Genomic DNA, 19059 nt, shown 5'->3' with positions numbered 1-19059 from the left:
AAACTTAACGTTTTAACGCTTCGCTCAGCTCATCACGCATGTTCGACAGCATCGATTTCACTACGCGTGGGTTACCCGCAACCAGGTTACCTGACAGCAGATAGCCGTGGTTACCGGTGAAGTCAGTGACCAGACCGCCCGCTTCGCGCACCAGCAGTTCACCCGCCGCAAAATCCCACGGCTTCAGACCAATCTCAAAGTAGCCATCTACGCGACCGGCAGCCACATAGGCCAGGTCCAGCGCAGCAGAACCGGTGCGACGGAAATCAGCACACTGGGTAAAGAGTTTGGTCATGATATTCATGTAGGCAGGTGCGTGCTGCTTCTTTTTGAACGGGAAGCCGGTCGCCAGAATGGTGCCATCCAGATCGCGCGCCGTGCTGCCACGCAGACGATAGCCATTCAGCTGAGCGCCCTGACCACGTGAAGAGGTGAACAGTTCATTGCGCATGGGATCGTAAACGACAGCGACTTCAGTGCGGCCTTTAATGCGCACAGCGATCGAAACAGCAAAGTGAGGTAAACGTTTGATGAAGTTGGTGGTGCCATCCAGCGGATCGATAACCCATTGAACGTCCTGATCTTCCCCCACCAGTTCACCGCTTTCTTCAGTGATGATGGTATGTTTTGGGTAAGATTTATGAATGATTTCGATAATCAGGCGTTCTGCTTCGCGGTCAACATTGGTTACGAAGTCGTTGCTGCCTTTCTGGCTGGCTTCGACGGCGTCCGGGGTTTCATAATATTTGGCAATTAAATTTCCGGCCTTGCGCGCTGCGCGCACGGCAATGTTGAGCATTGGATGCATCGGTATCTCTCGCTGGATGTTAAAGAACGGGGAAAACGGCGCGGAGTATAGCAGCGTGTTCGGTAAATGTCCTGCTTTATGTTAAGATTCTCTCTACTGATTTTACTGACCCGTTTCTGAGTATCCCTAATCATGTTGCAAAATATTCGTATCGTGCTGGTCGAGACTTCTCATACCGGTAACATGGGCTCCGTTGCGCGCGCCATGAAAACCATGGGCTTAACCAACCTCTATCTGGTGAATCCGCTGGTCAAACCTGACTCACAGGCTATCTCTCTGGCCGCCGGAGCCAGCGACGTTATCGGCGATGCAAAAATCGTCGACTCGCTGGATGAGGCGATTGCCGGATGCAGCCTGGTGGTCGGCACCAGCGCACGTTCCCGTTCGCTGCCCTGGCCGATGCTGGATGCGCGTGAATGCGGCGTGAAAAGCGTGGAAGAGGGCCAGCAGGCTCCGGTTGCGCTGGTCTTTGGTCGTGAACGCGTCGGCCTGACCAATGAAGAGTTGCAGAAGTGTCACTATCACGTCGCGATTCAGGCTAACCCGGAATACAGCTCGCTGAACCTGGCGATGGCGGTGCAGATTATCGCCTATGAAGTGCGCATGGCGTGGTTACAGTCGCAGGAACAGGCCAGCCCGGCACCGAAGTACGAAGAGTCACCTTATCCGCTGGTGGATGACCTTGAGCGCTTCTATCAGCATATGGAACAGATGATGCTGAACAGCGGCTTCATCCGCGAAGCCACTCCAGGTCAGGTGATGAGCAAACTGCGTCGTCTTTACACCCGCGCGCGCCCGGAACGTGATGAACTCAACATCCTGCGCGGCATGCTTTCATCGTTTGAAAAGCGTAAAAACGAGAAAAAAGAAGCAGATAATAGTTGAGTGAATTACCAGGTTAAATACCTGACTAATTTACCAGGTTAAATAGTTGACCAATTTACTAGGGAATGGCAGACTTCACAGCATCTGTTGCTAATCCTCCGATAACCGGACGCTATTGAGGTCGTACGCTATGAGACTGACATCCAAAGGACGTTATGCCGTTACTGCAATGCTGGACGTTGCCCTTCATTCCCATGAAGGTCCGGTCCCGCTGGCTGATATTTCAGAGCGTCAGGGCATTTCGCTCTCCTATCTGGAGCAGTTATTCTCCCGACTGCGTAAAAATGGTCTGGTTTCCAGCGTACGTGGCCCGGGCGGCGGTTATCTGTTGGGTAAAGAGTCCAACACCATCTCTGTCGGTGAAGTGATCACCGCCGTGGATGAGTCTGTTGATGCGACCAAATGCCAGGGTAAAGAAGGCTGCCAGGGCGGCGAACGTTGCCTGACTCACGTGCTGTGGCGCGATCTGAGCGTGCGCATCAGTGACTTCCTGAACAATATTACGCTGGCTGAGCTGGTGAATAATCAGGAGATCCTGGATGTGGCCGATCGTCAGAATGCGATCGACAATCGTCGCTTCCAGAGCCCGCGTTCGCAGGAAATTAACGTCAACCAACGCGCCTCGTAATCCCCGCTGTTCCGGCCCTTACTGCTAACGCGGTCAGGGCCGAATCTGCTATAAAGACGTATGATTTTTTATACGGAGCTGTAGCGCAATGAAATTACCGATTTACCTGGATTACGCCGCCACCACGCCGGCCGATCCGCGTGTGGCCAGCAAAATGATGCAGTTTCTGACGCTGGATGGCACGTTCGGTAATCCGGCCTCGCGATCGCACCGTTTTGGCTGGCAGTCTGAAGAAGCGGTTGATGTTGCCCGCAATCAGATCGCCGAACTGGTCAATGCCGATCCGCGCGAAATCGTCTTCACCTCTGGCGCCACCGAATCCGATAACCTCGCGATCAAAGGTGCAGCCCACGCCCATCAGACGCGTGGCAAACATATCATCACCAGCCAGACAGAACACAAAGCGGTGCTCGACAGCTGCCAGCAGCTGGAGCGCGAAGGCTTTGAGGTCACGTATCTGAAGCCAGCGGCTAACGGCATTATCTCGCCTGACCAGCTGCGTGCGGCGCTGCGCGATGACACGATTTTAGTCACCCTGATGCACGTGAATAATGAAACCGGGGTGATTCAGGATATCGCCGCCTTTGGTGAAATTTGCCGCGAACGGGAGACCCTGTTCCATGTGGATGCCACCCAAAGCGTTGGCAAGTTGCCTATCGATCTCAGTCAGTTGCCGGTCGATCTGATGTCCTTTTCAGCCCACAAACTCTATGGCCCGAAAGGGATCGGCGCGCTTTATGTCCGGCGTAAGCCGCGCGTGCAGATCGCTGCGCAGATACATGGCGGCGGACATGAACGCGGGATGCGATCAGGCACCTTGCCGGTGCATCAGATTGTCGGCATGGGCGAAGCCTATCGCATCGCAGCTGAAGAGCGCGAAACCGAGATGGCGCGCATCCAGACATTGAGCGATCGTCTGTGGCAGGGCATCAGCACACTGCCGGGCGTCACCCTTAATGGCGATCACAACCTGCGCGCGCCAAACATTCTTAACCTCAGTTTCGCTGACGTTGAGGGTGAATCACTGATTATGGCGCTGAAAGATCTGGCGCTCTCTTCCGGCTCGGCCTGTACGTCTGCCAGCCTGGAGCCTTCCTATGTGCTGCGCGCGCTAGGCCTGAGTGAAGAGCTGGCGCACAGTTCGCTGCGCTTCTCACTGGGACGCTTCACGACCGAAGAAGAGATCGACTACGCCATTGCGCTGGTGAAGAAATCGGTGACCCGTCTGCGGGCCTTAATGAAATCCTGATACCCGGCGATAGTCCGGAAACTGCGCCAATATGGGCACTTCGCTGGCAACGCCCGGCGGAATCTGTTATCAGGTCTCTCTGCAAATTACATTTAACATCTTATTAAAGCCGTTATAACAATCAGGCTGGATGAAACAGATAACGATTACGGAGCTTTTCGATGACCACACAACCCATGAATATTACGCTTAGCAGCCAGCCCGCCGATGCGCGCTGGGGCGAGAAAGCGATTCTCAGCAGCAACGACAGCGGCATGACACTGCATCTGACCGGCGCGGATGCGCTAAATACCATTCAGCGTGCGGCGCACAAAATCGACGGCCAGGGTATCCGCCATGTGGCGCTGACCGGCGAAGGCTGGCACCTTGAGCAGTGCTGGGCATTCTGGCAGGGCTTCCGTGGCCCGAAAGGCCAGCGTCAGGTTGAATGGCCAGAGCTGGGCGAACATGAGCAGGCGGAGTTTGATCGCCGTCTGAAAATTATCGACTGGGTTCGCAATGTCATTAACCTGCCCGCAGAAGATCTGGGGCCGGAGCAACTGGCGCACACTGCCGTCGATCTGATCAGTGAAGTAGGCGGTGACGCCGTCAGCTATCGCATTACCAAAGGCGATGAACTGCGGGTGCAGGGTTATATGGGCCTGCACACCGTAGGACGCGGTTCAAATCGCCCGCCGGTCTATCTGGCGCTCGACTACAACCCGACTGGCGACGAGAATGCGCCGGTCTACGCCTGCCTGGTCGGTAAAGGCATCACCTTTGATACCGGCGGCTACAGCCTGAAGCAGAGCAGCTTCATGGACTCGATGAAGTCTGACATGGGCGGCGCGGCGACCGTTACTGGCGCACTGGCCATGGCGATTTCGCGCGGTCTTAACAAGCGCGTCAAACTCTACCTCTGCTGTGCTGATAACATGGTCAGCAGCAACGCCTTCAAGCTGGGCGACATCATTCGCTATCGCAACGGCAAATCGGTGGAAGTGATGAACACCGATGCGGAAGGTCGTCTGGTCCTGGCTGATGGTTTAATCGACGCCAGCGAGCAGAATCCGACGATGATCATCGACGCCGCAACGCTGACCGGCGCGGCTAAGACGGCGCTGGGCAATGATTATCATGCGCTGTTCACCTTTGATGATGTGATGGCGCAGTCGCTGATGGGCAGCGCGGTGAGTGAGAACGAACCTTTCTGGCGTCTGCCGCTGGCCGAATTCCATCGCAGCCATCTGCCGTCTAACTTTGCCGATCTCAACAACATTGCCAGTCCGTCTCATGTGGCAGGTGCCAGCAGCGCAGCAGCGTTCCTGTCACACTTCGTCAGCAACTATCAGCAGGGCTGGCTGCACATCGACTGCTCCGCGACCTATCGCAAAGGTGCCGTTGATCAGTGGGCGGCGGGTGCAACGGGTCTTGGCGTACGTACCCTCGCCAATCTGTTACTGAAATAAGCCGATCTCAGCGGTGGCTGATGCTGCCGCTGTTCAGAGGGAAACCGTTCAGAGGGAAACTATGAACCGTCTTGAAGAGGTGCTGAAGCTGGCGGCCACTGAGCCTGCCCATCGGCCCGAGTTTTTCCAACTGCTGCTGGAATCTGACGTCTTTGTTCCAGGCGAAAGCACCTCGCAACAGCTTGATGCCAGCACGCCCGTTGATCTGCAGCACTGGGAAAAAGAGGATGGCAGCAGCATCATTCCTTTTTTCACCTCGGAAGAGGCGATGAGTGAAGCGGTGAGCGGTGAGCAATCCTGGCTGCGTCTGCCGGTACGGACGCTGTTTGAGATTACGCGCGGCGAGACGCTGTTTCTCAATCCCAAACTGCCTTCCGGCAAAGAGTTTACTGCGGCTGAGATCACCCATCTGCTGGCCGAAGAGGGCAGTGCGCTCAGTCAGCAAACCGTGCTCGAAGGCGGACACTCACTACTACTTTCAGAGATAGCTGAACCGCCTGCGCAGATGATCGACTCGCTGACTCAGCTGTTCGCTAAGCATAAGCAGGTGCGTCGCGCCTTTATCGCCAGCATTCGTGAGCGGGCCGACGAAGCGCCCAATCTACTGATTGGCATTGAAGCGGACAGCAACATCGAGGCAATTATTCAGGCGGCGGGCAGTGTGGCAACGGATACGCTGCCGGACGATGCGCCGGTGGATATCTGTGAAGTGACGCTGAACGATCGCGGCATCAGCCACTTCTTTACCGCCCACATCACGCCATTCTACGAACGTCGCTGGGGCAGTTTCCTGCGCGACTTCAAGGGCAGTGAGCGGATTATCTGACGCACTTAAAAAAACAGGCGGCTCTTAGGCCGCCTGTTTTTTATTTCGCAATCGGTAAGTCGTCGCGACTGCCCCATTCACCCCAGGACCCGTCATACAGCGTGGCATCCCGTGCGCCCAGCGCGGTCAGCGCCAGAATCAACACCACCGCCGTCACGCCTGAGCCACAGCTGGCGACCACCGGCTGGGTAATATCGACGCCCGCATCGGCAAACAGCCTGCGCAGTTCTGCTTCCGGCTTGAGTTTTCCCTGCTCAACCAGCGTATTCCACGGCACGTTAAGACTGTTGGGAATATGTCCGCGATGTAATCCGGGACGCGGCTCGTCTACTTCGCCGTTAAAGCGATTAGCGGCACGTGCATCGACAATCTGTGCGCCGCCTTCATGGCTGATCAGCAGCACGTCCGTCAGGCGTTTCACCCGGCTCTCATCCGCGTGGGCCTCAAACTCACCTTCCGGCAGACTGACTTCGCCGGTTGCCAGCGCAAAACCGGCCTCTTTCCAGCCCTGCAAACCGCCCGCCAGAATCGACACCTGAGCCACACCAAAGGTCTTCAGCATCCACCAGGCGCGCGGCGCGGAAAAAAGATTGCCCTCGTCATACACCACCAGATGCTTATCACTGCTGACGCCCAGCTCGCGCATCGCGACTGCAAAAGTCTCGGCACGCGGCAGCATATGCGGATAGGGACTGGTGTGATCGGAAAGCGCTTCAATATCAAAGTAAGGGGCGTCGGGTAAATGACCCGCCAGATATTCAGCCTGGACATCGCGAACCGCTTCCATCCCGGGTGGCAACAAACGTGCATCCAGCACCTGAAGCCGCTCATCGTTGTAGTGCTCTTGTAACCAGTCGGCGGACACAAACAGTGGCGTCGTCATAACAACCTCATCTCAGCAATCTGTCATACCAGTGTCAGGGAATGTGCGCACCATCTCAAGAGAAGCGTTGATTAAATGCGAGCATTGATATGAAATTGCGCAGCGTAATCAAACGACACTCCCTGCGTCCCGGTGAAGGAACTACCATGAAGAAACGCACTACCCGGCTGCTGCTCAGTATGCTGATCGGTGGCTCGCTGCTCTCAGCGACCCTGTTACCTGTTTTGCCTCTCCAGGCGGCAGAGGCACCCGCAAACTCACAGGTCAGCAAACCGCTGACGATTATCGATCTCTCGGAACTGCAGATCGACGGTGCCGCTGCGCTGGTCTTAACCTTCAGTCAGCCGCTGGATGATAAACAGGATATCGCGCAAAAAGTCAGGCTGACCGACGATAAACAGGGCCGGGTGGATGGCGGCTGGGAGCTATCCGCTAATCGCAAAACGTTGCGCTTCCGCCATCCTGAACCCTCGCGTCACTTCACCGTCACAGTCGATGCAGGACTGCGCGCGGCCAGCGGTGAGACGCTCGCCGACAATTACAGCCAGAAAATTGCCACCAGTGATATCCAGCCGATGGTTGGTTTTGCCAGTCGCGGATCGCTGCTGCCGCTGCGTATCACGCAGGGACTGCCGGTGCTGGCGCTGAATGTTAACCAGGTCGATGTCGATTTCTTCCGCATTAAGAATGCAGGCCTGGCAGAGTTTCTATCCCAGTGGAATTACGGCAATAACCTCTCCAGCTGGCAGTCGCAGGATCTGCTGAAAAGCAGCCAGCTGGTCTATTCCGGGCGCTTTGAGCTTAACCCGGCGCGTAACACCCGCGAAAAACTGCAGCTGCCGATGAGTGAAATAACTGCGCTTCAGGAACCAGGCGTCTATCTGGCGGTAATGAAACAGGCCGGAACTTATCGCTACAGCCAGCCCGCCACGCTTTTCACTCTGAGCGACATTGGCCTCTCTCTGCATCGCTTCCCGACCCAGTTTGAACTGTTCGCCCAGAGCCTGGCAAACGGCCAGCCGCTTTCCGGCGTCAGCGTCAGGTTGCTGGATGCGAAAGGGCAGGTGCTGCAGAGCGGGACCAGTGACAACACCGGTCATCTGCGCCTTAAAGCGGATGAAAAAGGCAGGATCCTGCTGGCCTTGCAGGGTGAACAGACCTCGATGATCGACCTGACGCGTCCGGCGCTGGATCTCGCTGAGTTTCCGGTTGCCGGACCGCAGGGTTATGACAAACAGCTGTTTGTCTTTGGGCCGCGCGATATCTACCGTCCGGGCGAAATCGTCATCGTGAATGCGCTGCTTCGCGATGCCGATGGACATCCGTTGCCCGCCCAGCCAATAAAAGCGGAGCTGGTGCAGCCCGATGGTCAGGTGATGCGGACCTTTGTCTGGCAGCCTGACGCGGGACTCTACCAGCAGCGACTGGCGCTGCCCGAGTCCGCCATGACCGGCGACTGGATGCTGCGACTCAATACCGGCGATAACCTCAAGCGCGAATGGAAGTTTCACGTCGAGGATTTTCTGCCGGAACGCATGGCGTTAACCCTGAAAAATGGCTCTCAGCCGCAGCCTGCTGATGCCAGCGTTGAGTTCGGCATTGAGGGGCGCTACCTCTATGGTGCACCCGCGGCGGGTAACACGCTTCAGGGGCAACTCTATCTGCGACCGGCACGCGAAGCCGTGGCTGCACTGCCGGGCTACCAGTTTGGTGACATCACCGAAGAGGGATTGAAGCGCACGCTGGATGAGGTGGATCTTAAGCTTGATGCCAGCGGTAAAGCGCAGCTGTCGGTAGAGAGTCAGTGGGATCAGCTGCACTCCCCGCTCAACCTGATTCTGCAGGCCAGCCTGCTGGAGACCGGCGGACGTCCGGTCACCCGTCGCGCTACCCAGGCCATCTGGCCCGCTGAAGCCCTGCCGGGTATCCGGCCGCTGTTCGGTAATAAAGCCGTTTATGACTACCGCAGTGACAGCTATCACGATGAGCTTACCGTGCCGGAAGAGAGCCTGGCCGAATTCGACATTGTCTATGCCAACAGTCAGGGCAAAAAACTGGCGGCAGACAAGCTGGATGTGCGCCTGATCCGTGAACGCCGTGATTATTACTGGAGCTTCTCGGACAGCGAAGGCTGGCAGTCACAGTATGGCGACAAGGATCTGCAGGAGGATGAACGCGCCATCTCTGTCCCGGCAGATGGCAGCACCAAAGTCAGCTTCCCGGTCGAGTGGGGCCACTACCGGCTTGAAGTGCAGGACGGCGAAAAAATCGTCAGCAGCGTGAGGTTCCAGGCCGGTTATGACTGGCAGGACAATACCAATGGCACGGGCGCATTGCGTCCGGATCAGGTCAGGCTGAAGCTGGACAAAGCGGCTTACCAGCCGGGCGATACCGTGCATCTGCAGGTTGAGTCACCGGCTGCCGGTAAAGGCTACCTGATGGTGGAGTCGAGCAGCGGCACGCTCTGGTGGCAACCGCTGACCGTACCAAAGGGCGGCACAACGGTGGATGTCCCTGTGGCTGAGAGCTGGCGGCGTCACGATCTCTACTTCAGCGCTATCGTGGTACGTGACGGTGATAAGGTCAGTGGCGCAACGCCAAAACGCGCGGTGGGGCTGTTGCATCTGCCGATGGCGACAGAGGCGCGCCGCTTAAACCTGACGCTGGATGTACCCGATAAAATCCGTCCTGAGCAACTCCTGACGGTCAAGGTTCACGCCAGTCGTGACGGCGGTCCGTTGCCTGAAAAAGTGAATGTGCTGTTGTCAGCCGTAGATAGCGGCGTACTGAGCGTAACAGATTTTAAAACGCCCGATCCGTGGCAGGCTTTCTTTGGCCGTAAACGCTACAACGTCGATCAGTATGATGTCTTTGGTCAGCTGATCGAAGGCGGAGGCCGGCTGGCGGCACTGCGTTTTGGTGGTGACGGCGAGGATGAATCGACGACGCGCGGCGGTAAAAAGCCGGTAACGCACGTTAATATCGTGGCGCAGCAGTTACAGGCGGTGACGCTGGATAAAGAGGGCAACGGAACGATTACGCTGCCGATCCCGGCGTTTAACGGCGAACTGCGGCTGATGACGCAGGCCTGGAGCGACGATAGCTTCGGCGCGGCCGAACGCAAACTGGTGGTCGCGGCGCCGCTCATCAGCGAACTGGCTACCCCGCGCTTCCTCGCCAGCGGTGACTCGGCTTCCCTGGCGCTGGATCTCACTAACCTCACCGACCTGACGCAAACCCTGAAAGTGGATGTGACCCGCAGTGGTTTAGTGGATCTGGCAGGTGCGGCCAGCCAGAGCGTGACGCTGGCCAAAGGCGCTCGCACCACACTGCAGATTCCGGTCACGGCGAAAACCGGTTTTGGTGATGGCGAGATCGCGGTGCAGATTTCCGGTCTCAACCTGCCGGGTGAGCAGGTGAAGCCCAGCAAACAGCGGTGGAAAATCGGCGTCCGGCCACCTTATCCGGCCCTGACGCTGAACTTTGATGCTGTCATCAATCCCGATCAGCCCTGGCAGGTCGCGGCCGCCGCGCTGACGGGCCTGGATGCGCAGACGCTGAGTGGACAGCTGACACTCAGCAATCGTCCGCCGCTGAACATCGCCAGCTATATCAGTGCGCTTTATGCCTATCCTTACGGCTGTCTGGAACAGACTACCAGCGGGCTCTGGCCTTCGCTCTACACCAGCCATGCCGAGCTGACCGCGATGGGCATTAAAACCAGCAGCGATGAAGCGCGTCGGGCAGCCGTCGATACCGGCATTGCCCGTCTGGCAGGCATGCAACGGGCCAACGGCAGCTTTGGACTGTGGGATAAACAGAGCGAAGAGGAGTTCTGGCTGACGCCGTACGTGACGGACTTCCTGCTGCGCGCCAGCGAGGCGGGCTATGCGCTGCCGGATAATGTGGTTGATCGCGCTAATGCACGACTGCTGCGCTACCTGCAGGATCCCTCGCAGATCAGCGGCGGCGGCAGTGACGACAATGCCGCGCTGCAGTTCAGCGTGCAGGCTTACGCCGGACTGGTGCTGGCGCGTCAGCAACGCGCGCCGCTGGGTGCGCTGCGTGCATTGTATGAAAAACGAGAGAAAGCTCACTCTGGCCTGGCGCTGATGCAGCTGGGTGTTGCGCTGAAGCTGATGGGTGACGGGCAGCGCGCATCGCTTGCGATCATGCAGGGTGCCACGCTGACGCGTTCGGACAAAGAGTGGTACGGCGACTATGGCAGCACGGTGCGCGATGAGGGAATGATGATTGCCCTGTTAGCAGAGAATAAGCTGCAGCCTGATCTGCAGAATAGTCTGCTGCTGTCGCTGTCCAAAGAGGTCAATGGCAAACGCTGGTTCTCGACCCAGGAAAATAACGCGCTTTATCTGGCGGCTCATACCCTGCAGCGTGCGCAGGGCGGAAGCTGGCAGGCGCTGCTGTCGGGCAATTCCCAGCCTCTGCAGAGCGATGCACCGCTGAATAAAGGGCTGGGGGCTGAGCGACTGTTGCAGGGCTTAACCATCAGTAATCCGGGCAGTGCGCCGCTGTATGGTCGTCTGGATGTCACGGGTTATCCGCTTACCGCACCTCAGCCGGAGAGCAATGTACTGGGGATTAAACGTGAATACTTCACCCTGGATGGCAAAGCTGCCGATCTCAATAATCTGCGCAGCGGTGAGTTGCTGGTTGTGCGTCTGACCGTTTCGTCTAAACGCAGTATCAGCGATGCGCTGGTGGTGGATCTGCTGCCTGCCGGTCTGGAGCTGGAAAACCAGAATCTGGCTGACAGCAGCGCCAGCCTCGGCGACAGTGCGGATGCGCTGAAGGAGAGCATGAGTGACATGCAGCAGGCTGACATTAAGCACATTGAGTTCCGTGACGATCGCTTTGTCGCAGCGCTGGCGATAGATACTTATCGTCCCGCCACGCTGGTCTACCTGGCGCGGGCGGTGACGCCGGGTCGCTATCTGATGCCGCCGCCGCAGGTGGAGTCGATGTATGTGCCGGAGTGGCGCGCTACCGGCAGTACGCCGCCGCAGCTGCATATCCAGTAAGTGACGCAGGGCGTGGCAAAGATCAGCACCATTAAAAAGCGGTGGCTCGCGCTGCCGCTTTTTTTTCTGGCTTTATGGCTGGCGACGTGGGGTCTGGATCGTCTGTTCCCGCTGCCGCTTAAACAGGTACAGCCTGCGCGGGTGATTGTGGCCATCGATGGAACGCCGCTGTGGCGCTTTGCTGACAGCAAGGGCATCTGGCGCTATCCCGTCACGCCAGAGGAGGTGGCTCCGGCTTATCTGCAGGCGCTGCTGACCTACGAAGATCGCTGGTTCTGGTATCACCCCGGCATCAACCCACTGGCGCTGGTCCGGGCTGCCTGGCAGGATTTGCGCCATCAGAGCGTCATTTCCGGCGGCAGCACGCTGACCATGCAGGTGGCTCGCCTTATCGACCCGCAACCCCGCACGCTGCGCGGCAAGCTGATTCAGGCGTGGCGCGCGTTGCAGCTGGAGTGGCATCTTTCCAAACGTGACATCCTGACGCTCTACCTTAACCGTGCGCCCTTCGGCGGCACGCTGGAAGGAGTGGGCGCGGCAAGCTGGAGCTGGCTGGGAAAAGCCCCGTCGCAGCTGACGCCGGGCGAGGCCGCGCTGCTGGCCGTTTTGCCGCAGGCACCCAGCAGACTGCGGCCCGATCGCTGGCCGGAGCGGGCAGAAGCCGCACGCAATAAAGTGCTGGATCGGCTGGCTGAGTACCGCATCTGGTCCGCTGGACAGGTGGCGGAGATCCGTCAGGAGCCGGTGTGGCTGCCACCACGACAGATGCCGCAGATGGCACCGCTGCTGGCCCGGCGTCTGCTGTCGATCAGCGCCAGCGACAAGATTGTCTCCACGCTCGATCCTTCGCTGCAGCGCGACCTGGAAAGCCTGGCGCTGAACGTTAAAAGCCAGCTTCCGCCGCGCACTTCACTGGCGATGCTGGTGGTGGATCACACCACTATGGCGGTTCGCGGCTACGTCGGCTCGGCTGATTTTACCGATGACAGCCGTTTTGGGCATGTGGATATGATCGCCAGCGTGCGCTCGCCCGGCTCGGTGTTAAAACCCTTTATTTACGGCATGGCGCTGGACGAGGGGCTGATTCATGCCGAATCGCTGCTGCAGGATGTGCCGCGTCGCTTTGGCGATTACCGGCCAGGCAACTTTGACACCGGCTTTCACGGGCCGGTCAGCGCCAGCGACGCGCTGGTGCGATCCCTGAATCTCCCTGCCGTGCAGGTGCTGGAGGCGCTGGGACCAAAAAACGTTGCGGCGCGTCTGCGCAATGTGGGTCTGAACTTACGATTCCCGCCCGGCGCGGAGCCTAATCTTTCACTGATTCTTGGCGGCACGGGCGCGCGCATGGATGAGATCGTGGCGGCTTATAGTGCCTTTGCCCGTCACGGCAATGCCGCTCAGCTGCGCTGGACGCCCGATCAACCGTTGCAGCAGCGGCCGCTGCTATCAAAGGAATCGGCGTGGATCATCCGGCGTATCCTGGCTGGCGAAGCGCAGCCTGCCGGTAATGGCAGCGTGCCCGACGTAGTGCCGCTGGCCTGGAAGACCGGCACCAGTTACGGCTATCGCGACGCCTGGTCGGTGGGCATCAATCCCCGTTACCTGATTGGCGTGTGGGTCGGACGACCCGATGCGACGCCGGTTGCCGGGCAGTTTGGTTTCGCCTCTGCCGTGCCGATTATGAATCAGATTAACAGCGTGCTGATGAGCCGCCTCGGCAGGCGTGACGTGCCGGTCGATCCGCGTCCCGCCTCGGTGACGGTAGCAACTATCTGCTGGCCTGGTGGTCAGCCGCTGCCCGCCGGAGATGAAAACTGTCGCCAGCGTCGGCAAAGCTGGGTCGCCTCGGACACGCTGCCGCCAACCCTGCTGGCGCCGGGTCAGGAGAGCCTCAGCGGATTACGCCTGGGATACTGGCAGAATGCGCAGGGACTTCGCGTTGCAGCAGATTGCCCCGGCGCTACCCGTCACGAACGGCTGGTCTGGCCGCTGCCGCTGGAGGCCTGGCTGCCGCCTCAGGAGCGGCGGGCACAGCGCTTACCACCCATTGATGCCCGTTGTCCGCCATTACAGCAGGGCAGTAGCGCACCGCTAATCGTCACCGGCGTCATTGAAGGGCAAATCGTTAAGCCGCTGCCGGGCAATAGCACGCTGACGATTCCGGTCGCGGTGCAGGGAGGGCAGGGCGCGCAGCGCTGGTGGTTCCTTAATGGTGAGCCGCTGATGACGCAAAATGCAGCGGACAGCCTGTCGCTCCGCCTTGATCATCCAGGCGAGTATCAGCTGGTGGTGATGGATGAAGAGGGGCAGCTTGTCTCGGTCACTTTCAGTCGGGGTTGATGCTTTTCCGCGCTAAATCATAACCGTGGCGCGTCTGCTTCGACTCAGATCAAGAATTTTCAACAAATCAGGGATCTCTGGTAGGCAATGCCGGACTCAGCCCCTATAATCGGCGCCGTTTCTTAACCGGGGCGGACGCCACCGGTTTCTTCAGAACGTCAAGACAGAGGTCATCATGGCAATCGAACGTACTTTTTCTATCATCAAGCCAAACGCCGTCGCTAAAAATGTGATTGGTGCTATCTACAACCGTTTTGAAAGCGCTGGCTTCAAAATCGTTGGCGCAAAAATGCTGCAGCTGAGCAAAGAGCAGGCTGAAGGTTTTTACGCTGAGCACCAGGGCAAGCCATTCTTCGATGGTCTGGTTGAATTCATGACCTCTGGCCCGGTTGTTGTTTCCGTGCTGGAAGGTGAAAATGCCGTTCAGCGTCACCGTGACCTGATGGGTGCCACTAACCCGGCAAACGCCCTGGCTGGCACACTGCGTGCTGACTACGCTGACAGCTTCACTGAAAACGCGACCCACGGTTCAGATTCTGCTGAATCCGCTGCCCGCGAAATCGCTTATTTCTTCGGCGAAAACGAAATCTGCCCTCGTACCCGTTAATCGCCCGGCGATAAACGTTACAGCGGCTTTACAAAAATCTGCGTAGGGGAGGTCACTCCCGCCTGTTATCAGGCCGCAGATGTTGTACAATATTGCGCCTTCATTGACATCGCTTAATGAAGGCGCAATTTTTTCACCTATCCCTGAACAGCGCCATAACGTGTAACAACGAGGCCAGAGAATATTATGTCCGAACAGATTGAGACGTCCGCGTCCGCATCCCCCATTGTCGTTTCCCCTAAAAGCCAGAAAATCAACCTGCTGGATCTCAACCGTCAGCAGATGCGCGAATTTTTCCTGTCGCTGGGCGAAAAGCCGTTCCGCGCCGATCAGGTCATGAAGTGGATTTATCACTACTGCTGCGATGACTTCGAGCAGATGACCGACATCAACAAAAAGCTGCGTAACCGGCTGATGGAGCTGACGGAGATCCGCGCGCCAGAAGTGGCAGAAGAGATGCGCTCCACCGACGGCACCATTAAATGGGCTATTCGCGTGGGCGACCAGCTGGTGGAAACGGTCTATATCCCGGAAGGGGACCGCGCCACGCTCTGTGTTTCTTCACAGGTGGGTTGTGCGCTGGAGTGTAAATTCTGTTCGACCGCACAGCAGGGCTTTAACCGTAACCTGCGGGTGTCAGAAATTATTGGTCAGGTGTGGCGTGCGGCGAAAATTGTCGGCGCAGCGAAAATCACCGGCCAGCGTCCGATCACCAACGTGGTGATGATGGGCATGGGCGAGCCACTGCTCAACCTCAATAACGTGGTCCCGGCGATGGAAATCATGCTGGATGATTTCGGTTTTGGTCTGTCGAAACGTCGCGTGACCCTGTCCACTTCAGGTGTCGTGCCTGCGCTGGATAAACTGGGCGATATGATCGATGTCGCGCTGGCGATCTCCCTGCATGCAGCAAACGACAAGCTGCGTGATGACATCGTGCCGATCAACAAAAAGTACAATATCGAAACCTTCCTGGCGGCGGTAAAACGTTATATTGCGAAATCCAACGCCAACCAGGGACGTGTGACGATTGAGTACGTCTTGCTGGATCACGTTAATGACAGCACCGATGATGCGCATGAACTTGCCGCATTGCTGAAAGAAACTCCGTGTAAAATCAACCTGATTCCGTGGAACCCCTTCCCGGGCGCGCCGTATGGCCGCAGCTCCAACAGCCGCATCGATCGTTTCTCCAAAGTCCTGATGGACTATGGTTTTACCACCATCGTGCGTAAAACCCGTGGCGATGACATTGATGCCGCCTGTGGTCAGTTAGCCGGAGAAGTCATTGACCGTACCAAGCGGACGATGCGCCTTAAAATGGCAGGTGAAACCATATCTGTGAAGCCTCTCTAGAAGGCTGACACAGATCGTTTCCTGACGTGATGACGCGTGGCAGGCTGCAACCTGTCAACGTCAACCGGATGGAAACGATTATGCGTAACGGATTACCTGCAATTTTACTGGCGCTGTTTGTTGTAAGCGGGTGTGTCAGCCAGGCACATGAACCTGGCGCTGAAGAGGTGCGTCTGCAGTTAGGGATGCACTATCTGGCAGGTGGCGACTATGCCGCGGCTGAGCGAAACTTTCTGCGGGCACAGGCCGCCGCGCCAGAGGATTACCGGGTCTCGCTTGCGCTGGCACGACTGGCGCAGAAGCAGGGTAATCAGACAGCGGCGCAGGCACGGTTTATACTGGCACAGCAGCAGGCCCCGGATAATGGTTTTGTTGCTAACAATTACGGTGCGTTTCTCTGCGCTTTAAGGCAGTATGACGAAGCGCATCAACAGTTTAGTCGGGCAGGCGCAGCACAGCAGTTTGATGCACGCAATGACGCGCTTGAACTGGCAGGATTTTGTTATCTGCAGGCTGGCGATGTGGCTTCTGCTGGCAGGACGTTACGTCAGGCCATTGAGGCCGACAGTCGCAAAGCTGACTCGCTGCTGTCGGAAGCTGAAAAGCAGATGGCAGATAACCATCTGGCGAAGGCGCAGGTTTTGCTCGACGTTTACCAGCAACAGCTGCCCGAAACGGCACGAAGTCTGGCGTTACACTTACGTTTCGCCGCGCTACAGGGAAATGCCGCTGACGTTTCACGTTATGGCGACCGGTTAGCGCGACGTTTTCCGCAATCGATACAGTACCAGCGTTATTTAGCTAATGAATACTGAAGCCACTCAAGAAAACTCTGCATTACAATCAACAGGTGAACGCCTGCGTCTGGCCCGTGAGCAGATGGGGCTGACGCAGCAGAACGTCGCTGAGCGCCTGTGTTTGAAACTCTCTACCGTGCGTGATATCGAGGAAGACAAATCGCCCGCCGATTTAGCGACCACGTTCCTGCGCGGATATATTCGCTCTTACGCGCGTCTGGTGCACATTCCTGAAGAGGAACTGCTGCCGATGATGGCGAAACAGACACCGATTCGTTCTTCAAAGATCGAACCGATGCAAAGTTTCTCTCTGGGCAAACGCCGCAAGAAACGCGACGGCTGGCTGATGATTTTCACCTGGCTGGTGGTGTTTGTGGTGGTGGGTCTGACCGGTGCCTGGTGGTGGCAGAATCATAAAGCGTCGCAGGATGATCTGGTGCCGATGACCGATCAGAGCAGCAACAGCGGCGGTGATAACGGACAGTCGATTCCGCTGGGTGAATCCAGCGGTGACAGCGCGGCACCTGCCGCGCCTGACGAAAGCAATACCCCGGCCAGCGGTAACAACGCGGCCAGCACACCAGCGAGTGCGGCTCCGGCCGCCAGCGCCAGCAATAACGCGACTACCACGCAGCCGGATAACACCAGCAATGCCGTGGTTTCGCCAAGCCAGGCGCCAGTGGACAACTCCGCGGCTGCACCTGCAGCCACGAATTCTGCTACCAGCACAGCACCTCAGATGCCAGTGGGAGCCGCCGCGGTCAGTGAACCTGCGGCTGACCCTAACGCGGTAGTGATGACCTTCAACGCCGACTGCTGGCTGGAAGTGAGTGACGCGACCGGCAAAAAACTGTTCAGCGGCATTCAGCGCAGTGGTGGTAAACTCAGCCTCGCAGGAACGCCTCCTTATCGTCTGAAAATTGGCGCGCCTTCCGCTGTTCAGGTGCAATATCAGAATCAGCCCGTTGATTTAAGTCGTTTTATCCGTAATAACCAGGTTGCTCGCCTGACATTGGGTGCGCAATAACAGCGTATCGTGTACCGGGCAATTGTGGAGAAGAAATAATATGCATAACGAAGCACCCATTATCCGCCGTAAATCCAAACGTATTTACGTCGGCAAGGTGCCGGTCGGTGACGGCGCGCCAATCGCTGTTCAGTCGATGACCAACACCCGCACCACTGACGTGGAAGCGACGGTAAATCAGATCAGAGCTCTTGAGCGCGTCGGTGTCGACATCGTGCGTATCTCAGTGCCTACCATGGATGCCGCAGAAGCATTCAGACTGATCAAACAGCAGGTGAACGTGCCGCTGGTTGCAGATATTCATTTTGACTACCGCATCGCCCTTAAAGTCGCCGAGTATGGCGTCGACTGCCTGCGCATCAATCCCGGTAATATCGGGAACAATGAGCGCATCCGCATGGTGGTTGACTGCGCACGCGACAACAATATTCCGATTCGAATTGGCGTGAACGCCGGTTCGCTTGAAAAAGATCTGCAGGAAAAGTATGGCGAGCCGACGCCTCAGGCGTTGCTGGAATCTGCCATGCGCCATGTCGATCATCTCGACCGTCTTAACTTCGATCAATTCAAAGTCAGCGTAAAAGCCTCTGACGTCTTCCTCGCCGTTGAATCTTATCGCCTGCTGGCGAAACAGATCGAACAGCCTCTGCACCTCGGCATCACCGAAGCGGGCGGCGCGCGTGCAGGCGCAGTGAAATCTGCAATTGGGCTGGGTCTGCTGCTTTCAGAAGGGATCGGCGATACGCTGCGTATCTCGCTGGCGGCCGATCCGGTTGAAGAAGTCAAAGTCGGTTTCGATATCCTGAAATCACTGCGCATTCGCTCCCGTGGAATTAACTTCATCGCCTGTCCTACCTGTTCACGTCAGGAGTTTGACGTTATCGGTACGGTCAACGCGCTGGAGCAGCGTCTGGAAGATCTGATCACCCCGATGGATGTCTCCATTATCGGTTGTGTGGTTAACGGACCGGGTGAAGCGACCCTCTCTACGCTGGGCGTAACCGGCGGCAGTAAGAAGAGTGGTTTCTACGAAGATGGTGTGCGTCAGCGCGATCGTCTCGATAATAACGACATGATCGATCAGCTGGAAGCGCGCATTCGTGCCAAAGCGTCGATGCTGGATGCCAGCCGTCGTATTGATGTGCAGCATCTGGAAAAATAAT

The 19059-nt window shown here is 57.5% G+C and carries 14 protein-coding genes; 12 read left to right on the top strand and 2 right to left on the bottom strand.

The window, feature by feature from the left end; genetic code table 11:
* Window positions 1-4: 4 nt before the first annotated feature.
* Window positions 5-808, bottom strand: a complete 804-nt coding sequence (gene suhB, locus ACN1CO_RS10540; RefSeq protein WP_419138885.1) for an inositol-1-monophosphatase — start codon at window positions 806-808, stop codon at window positions 5-7.
* Between the two features lie 132 nt (window positions 809-940).
* On the opposite strand from suhB, the gene trmJ reads away from it, so the two are divergent.
* From trmJ to sseB, 5 genes are all read left to right on the top strand, one after another.
* Window positions 941-1693: a tRNA (cytosine(32)/uridine(32)-2'-O)-methyltransferase TrmJ gene (trmJ, locus tag ACN1CO_RS10535; RefSeq protein WP_419138884.1), complete on the top strand. Its 753-nt coding sequence runs from the start codon at window positions 941-943 to the stop codon at window positions 1691-1693.
* Between the two features lie 130 nt (window positions 1694-1823).
* Window positions 1824-2321: a Fe-S cluster assembly transcriptional regulator IscR gene (gene iscR, locus ACN1CO_RS10530; RefSeq protein ID WP_090958642.1), complete on the top strand. Its 498-nt coding sequence runs from the start codon at window positions 1824-1826 to the stop codon at window positions 2319-2321.
* Between the two features lie 88 nt (window positions 2322-2409).
* Window positions 2410-3570, top strand: coding sequence for an IscS subfamily cysteine desulfurase (locus tag ACN1CO_RS10525; protein ID WP_419138883.1), 1161 nt, complete (start codon window positions 2410-2412; stop codon window positions 3568-3570).
* 161 nt (window positions 3571-3731) lie between these two features.
* The gene (gene pepB, locus ACN1CO_RS10520; RefSeq protein WP_419138882.1) at window positions 3732-5018 is read left to right on the top strand and encodes an aminopeptidase PepB; all 1287 of its coding nucleotides are present in this window, start codon (window positions 3732-3734) and stop codon (window positions 5016-5018) included.
* A 61-nt stretch (window positions 5019-5079) separates the two neighbouring features.
* Window positions 5080-5844 (top strand): enhanced serine sensitivity protein SseB, encoded by a 765-nt coding sequence (gene sseB, locus ACN1CO_RS10515; RefSeq protein ID WP_419138881.1) that lies wholly within the window; start codon window positions 5080-5082, stop codon window positions 5842-5844.
* A gap of 40 nt (window positions 5845-5884) precedes the next feature.
* On the opposite strand, the gene sseA is transcribed toward sseB, so the two are convergent.
* The gene (gene sseA / locus ACN1CO_RS10510; RefSeq protein ID WP_419138880.1) at window positions 5885-6727 is read right to left on the bottom strand and encodes a 3-mercaptopyruvate sulfurtransferase; all 843 of its coding nucleotides are present in this window, start codon (window positions 6725-6727) and stop codon (window positions 5885-5887) included.
* A gap of 146 nt (window positions 6728-6873) precedes the next feature.
* On the opposite strand from sseA, the gene ACN1CO_RS10505 reads away from it, so the two are divergent.
* The 7 genes from ACN1CO_RS10505 (at window position 6874) to ispG (ending at window position 19058) form a co-directional block, all read left to right on the top strand.
* The gene (locus ACN1CO_RS10505) at window positions 6874-11769 is read left to right on the top strand and encodes an alpha-2-macroglobulin family protein (protein ID WP_419138879.1); all 4896 of its coding nucleotides are present in this window, start codon (window positions 6874-6876) and stop codon (window positions 11767-11769) included.
* Window positions 11770-11781: 12 nt separating this feature from the next.
* Entirely contained in the window at window positions 11782-14109 is a 2328-nt protein-coding gene (gene pbpC / locus ACN1CO_RS10500) for a peptidoglycan glycosyltransferase PbpC (protein ID WP_419138878.1), read from the top strand.
* A gap of 175 nt (window positions 14110-14284) precedes the next feature.
* Window positions 14285-14716 (top strand): nucleoside-diphosphate kinase, encoded by a 432-nt coding sequence (ndk, locus tag ACN1CO_RS10495; RefSeq protein ID WP_003848684.1) that lies wholly within the window; start codon window positions 14285-14287, stop codon window positions 14714-14716.
* A gap of 186 nt (window positions 14717-14902) precedes the next feature.
* Complete coding sequence (locus ACN1CO_RS10490) at window positions 14903-16072, top strand: bifunctional tRNA (adenosine(37)-C2)-methyltransferase TrmG/ribosomal RNA large subunit methyltransferase RlmN (protein ID WP_419138877.1); 1170 nt, start codon at window positions 14903-14905, stop codon at window positions 16070-16072.
* Between the two features lie 80 nt (window positions 16073-16152).
* Window positions 16153-16887: a type IV pilus biogenesis/stability protein PilW gene (pilW, locus tag ACN1CO_RS10485; protein ID WP_419138876.1), complete on the top strand. Its 735-nt coding sequence runs from the start codon at window positions 16153-16155 to the stop codon at window positions 16885-16887.
* The gene (gene rodZ, locus ACN1CO_RS10480) at window positions 16877-17896 is read left to right on the top strand and encodes a cytoskeleton protein RodZ (protein ID WP_419138875.1); all 1020 of its coding nucleotides are present in this window, start codon (window positions 16877-16879) and stop codon (window positions 17894-17896) included. Before pilW ends, rodZ begins: the two co-directional genes overlap by 11 nt.
* A gap of 40 nt (window positions 17897-17936) precedes the next feature.
* Complete coding sequence (gene ispG / locus ACN1CO_RS10475) at window positions 17937-19058, top strand: flavodoxin-dependent (E)-4-hydroxy-3-methylbut-2-enyl-diphosphate synthase (protein WP_090958667.1); 1122 nt, start codon at window positions 17937-17939, stop codon at window positions 19056-19058.
* Window position 19059: the final 1 nt, after the last annotated feature.

It is taken from the genome of Pantoea sp. R13S299 (assembly GCF_048515925.1).
GTDB lineage: Bacteria > Pseudomonadota > Gammaproteobacteria > Enterobacterales > Enterobacteriaceae > Pantoea.
This window is presented reverse-complemented; position numbering and strand designations above follow the sequence as displayed.

Coding starts and splice junctions, on each gene's coding strand:
- suhB (WP_419138885.1), bottom strand. CDS start 808: ATGCATCCAATGCTCAACATTGCCGTGCGCGCAGCGCGCAAGGCCGGA.
- trmJ (WP_419138884.1), top strand. CDS start 941: ATGTTGCAAAATATTCGTATCGTGCTGGTCGAGACTTCTCATACCGGT.
- iscR (WP_090958642.1), top strand. CDS start 1,824: ATGAGACTGACATCCAAAGGACGTTATGCCGTTACTGCAATGCTGGAC.
- ACN1CO_RS10525 (WP_419138883.1), top strand. CDS start 2,410: ATGAAATTACCGATTTACCTGGATTACGCCGCCACCACGCCGGCCGAT.
- pepB (WP_419138882.1), top strand. CDS start 3,732: ATGACCACACAACCCATGAATATTACGCTTAGCAGCCAGCCCGCCGAT.
- sseB (WP_419138881.1), top strand. CDS start 5,080: ATGAACCGTCTTGAAGAGGTGCTGAAGCTGGCGGCCACTGAGCCTGCC.
- sseA (WP_419138880.1), bottom strand. CDS start 6,727: ATGACGACGCCACTGTTTGTGTCCGCCGACTGGTTACAAGAGCACTAC.
- ACN1CO_RS10505 (WP_419138879.1), top strand. CDS start 6,874: ATGAAGAAACGCACTACCCGGCTGCTGCTCAGTATGCTGATCGGTGGC.
- ndk (WP_003848684.1), top strand. CDS start 14,285: ATGGCAATCGAACGTACTTTTTCTATCATCAAGCCAAACGCCGTCGCT.
- ACN1CO_RS10490 (WP_419138877.1), top strand. CDS start 14,903: ATGTCCGAACAGATTGAGACGTCCGCGTCCGCATCCCCCATTGTCGTT.
- pilW (WP_419138876.1), top strand. CDS start 16,153: ATGCGTAACGGATTACCTGCAATTTTACTGGCGCTGTTTGTTGTAAGC.
- rodZ (WP_419138875.1), top strand. CDS start 16,877: ATGAATACTGAAGCCACTCAAGAAAACTCTGCATTACAATCAACAGGT.
- ispG (WP_090958667.1), top strand. CDS start 17,937: ATGCATAACGAAGCACCCATTATCCGCCGTAAATCCAAACGTATTTAC.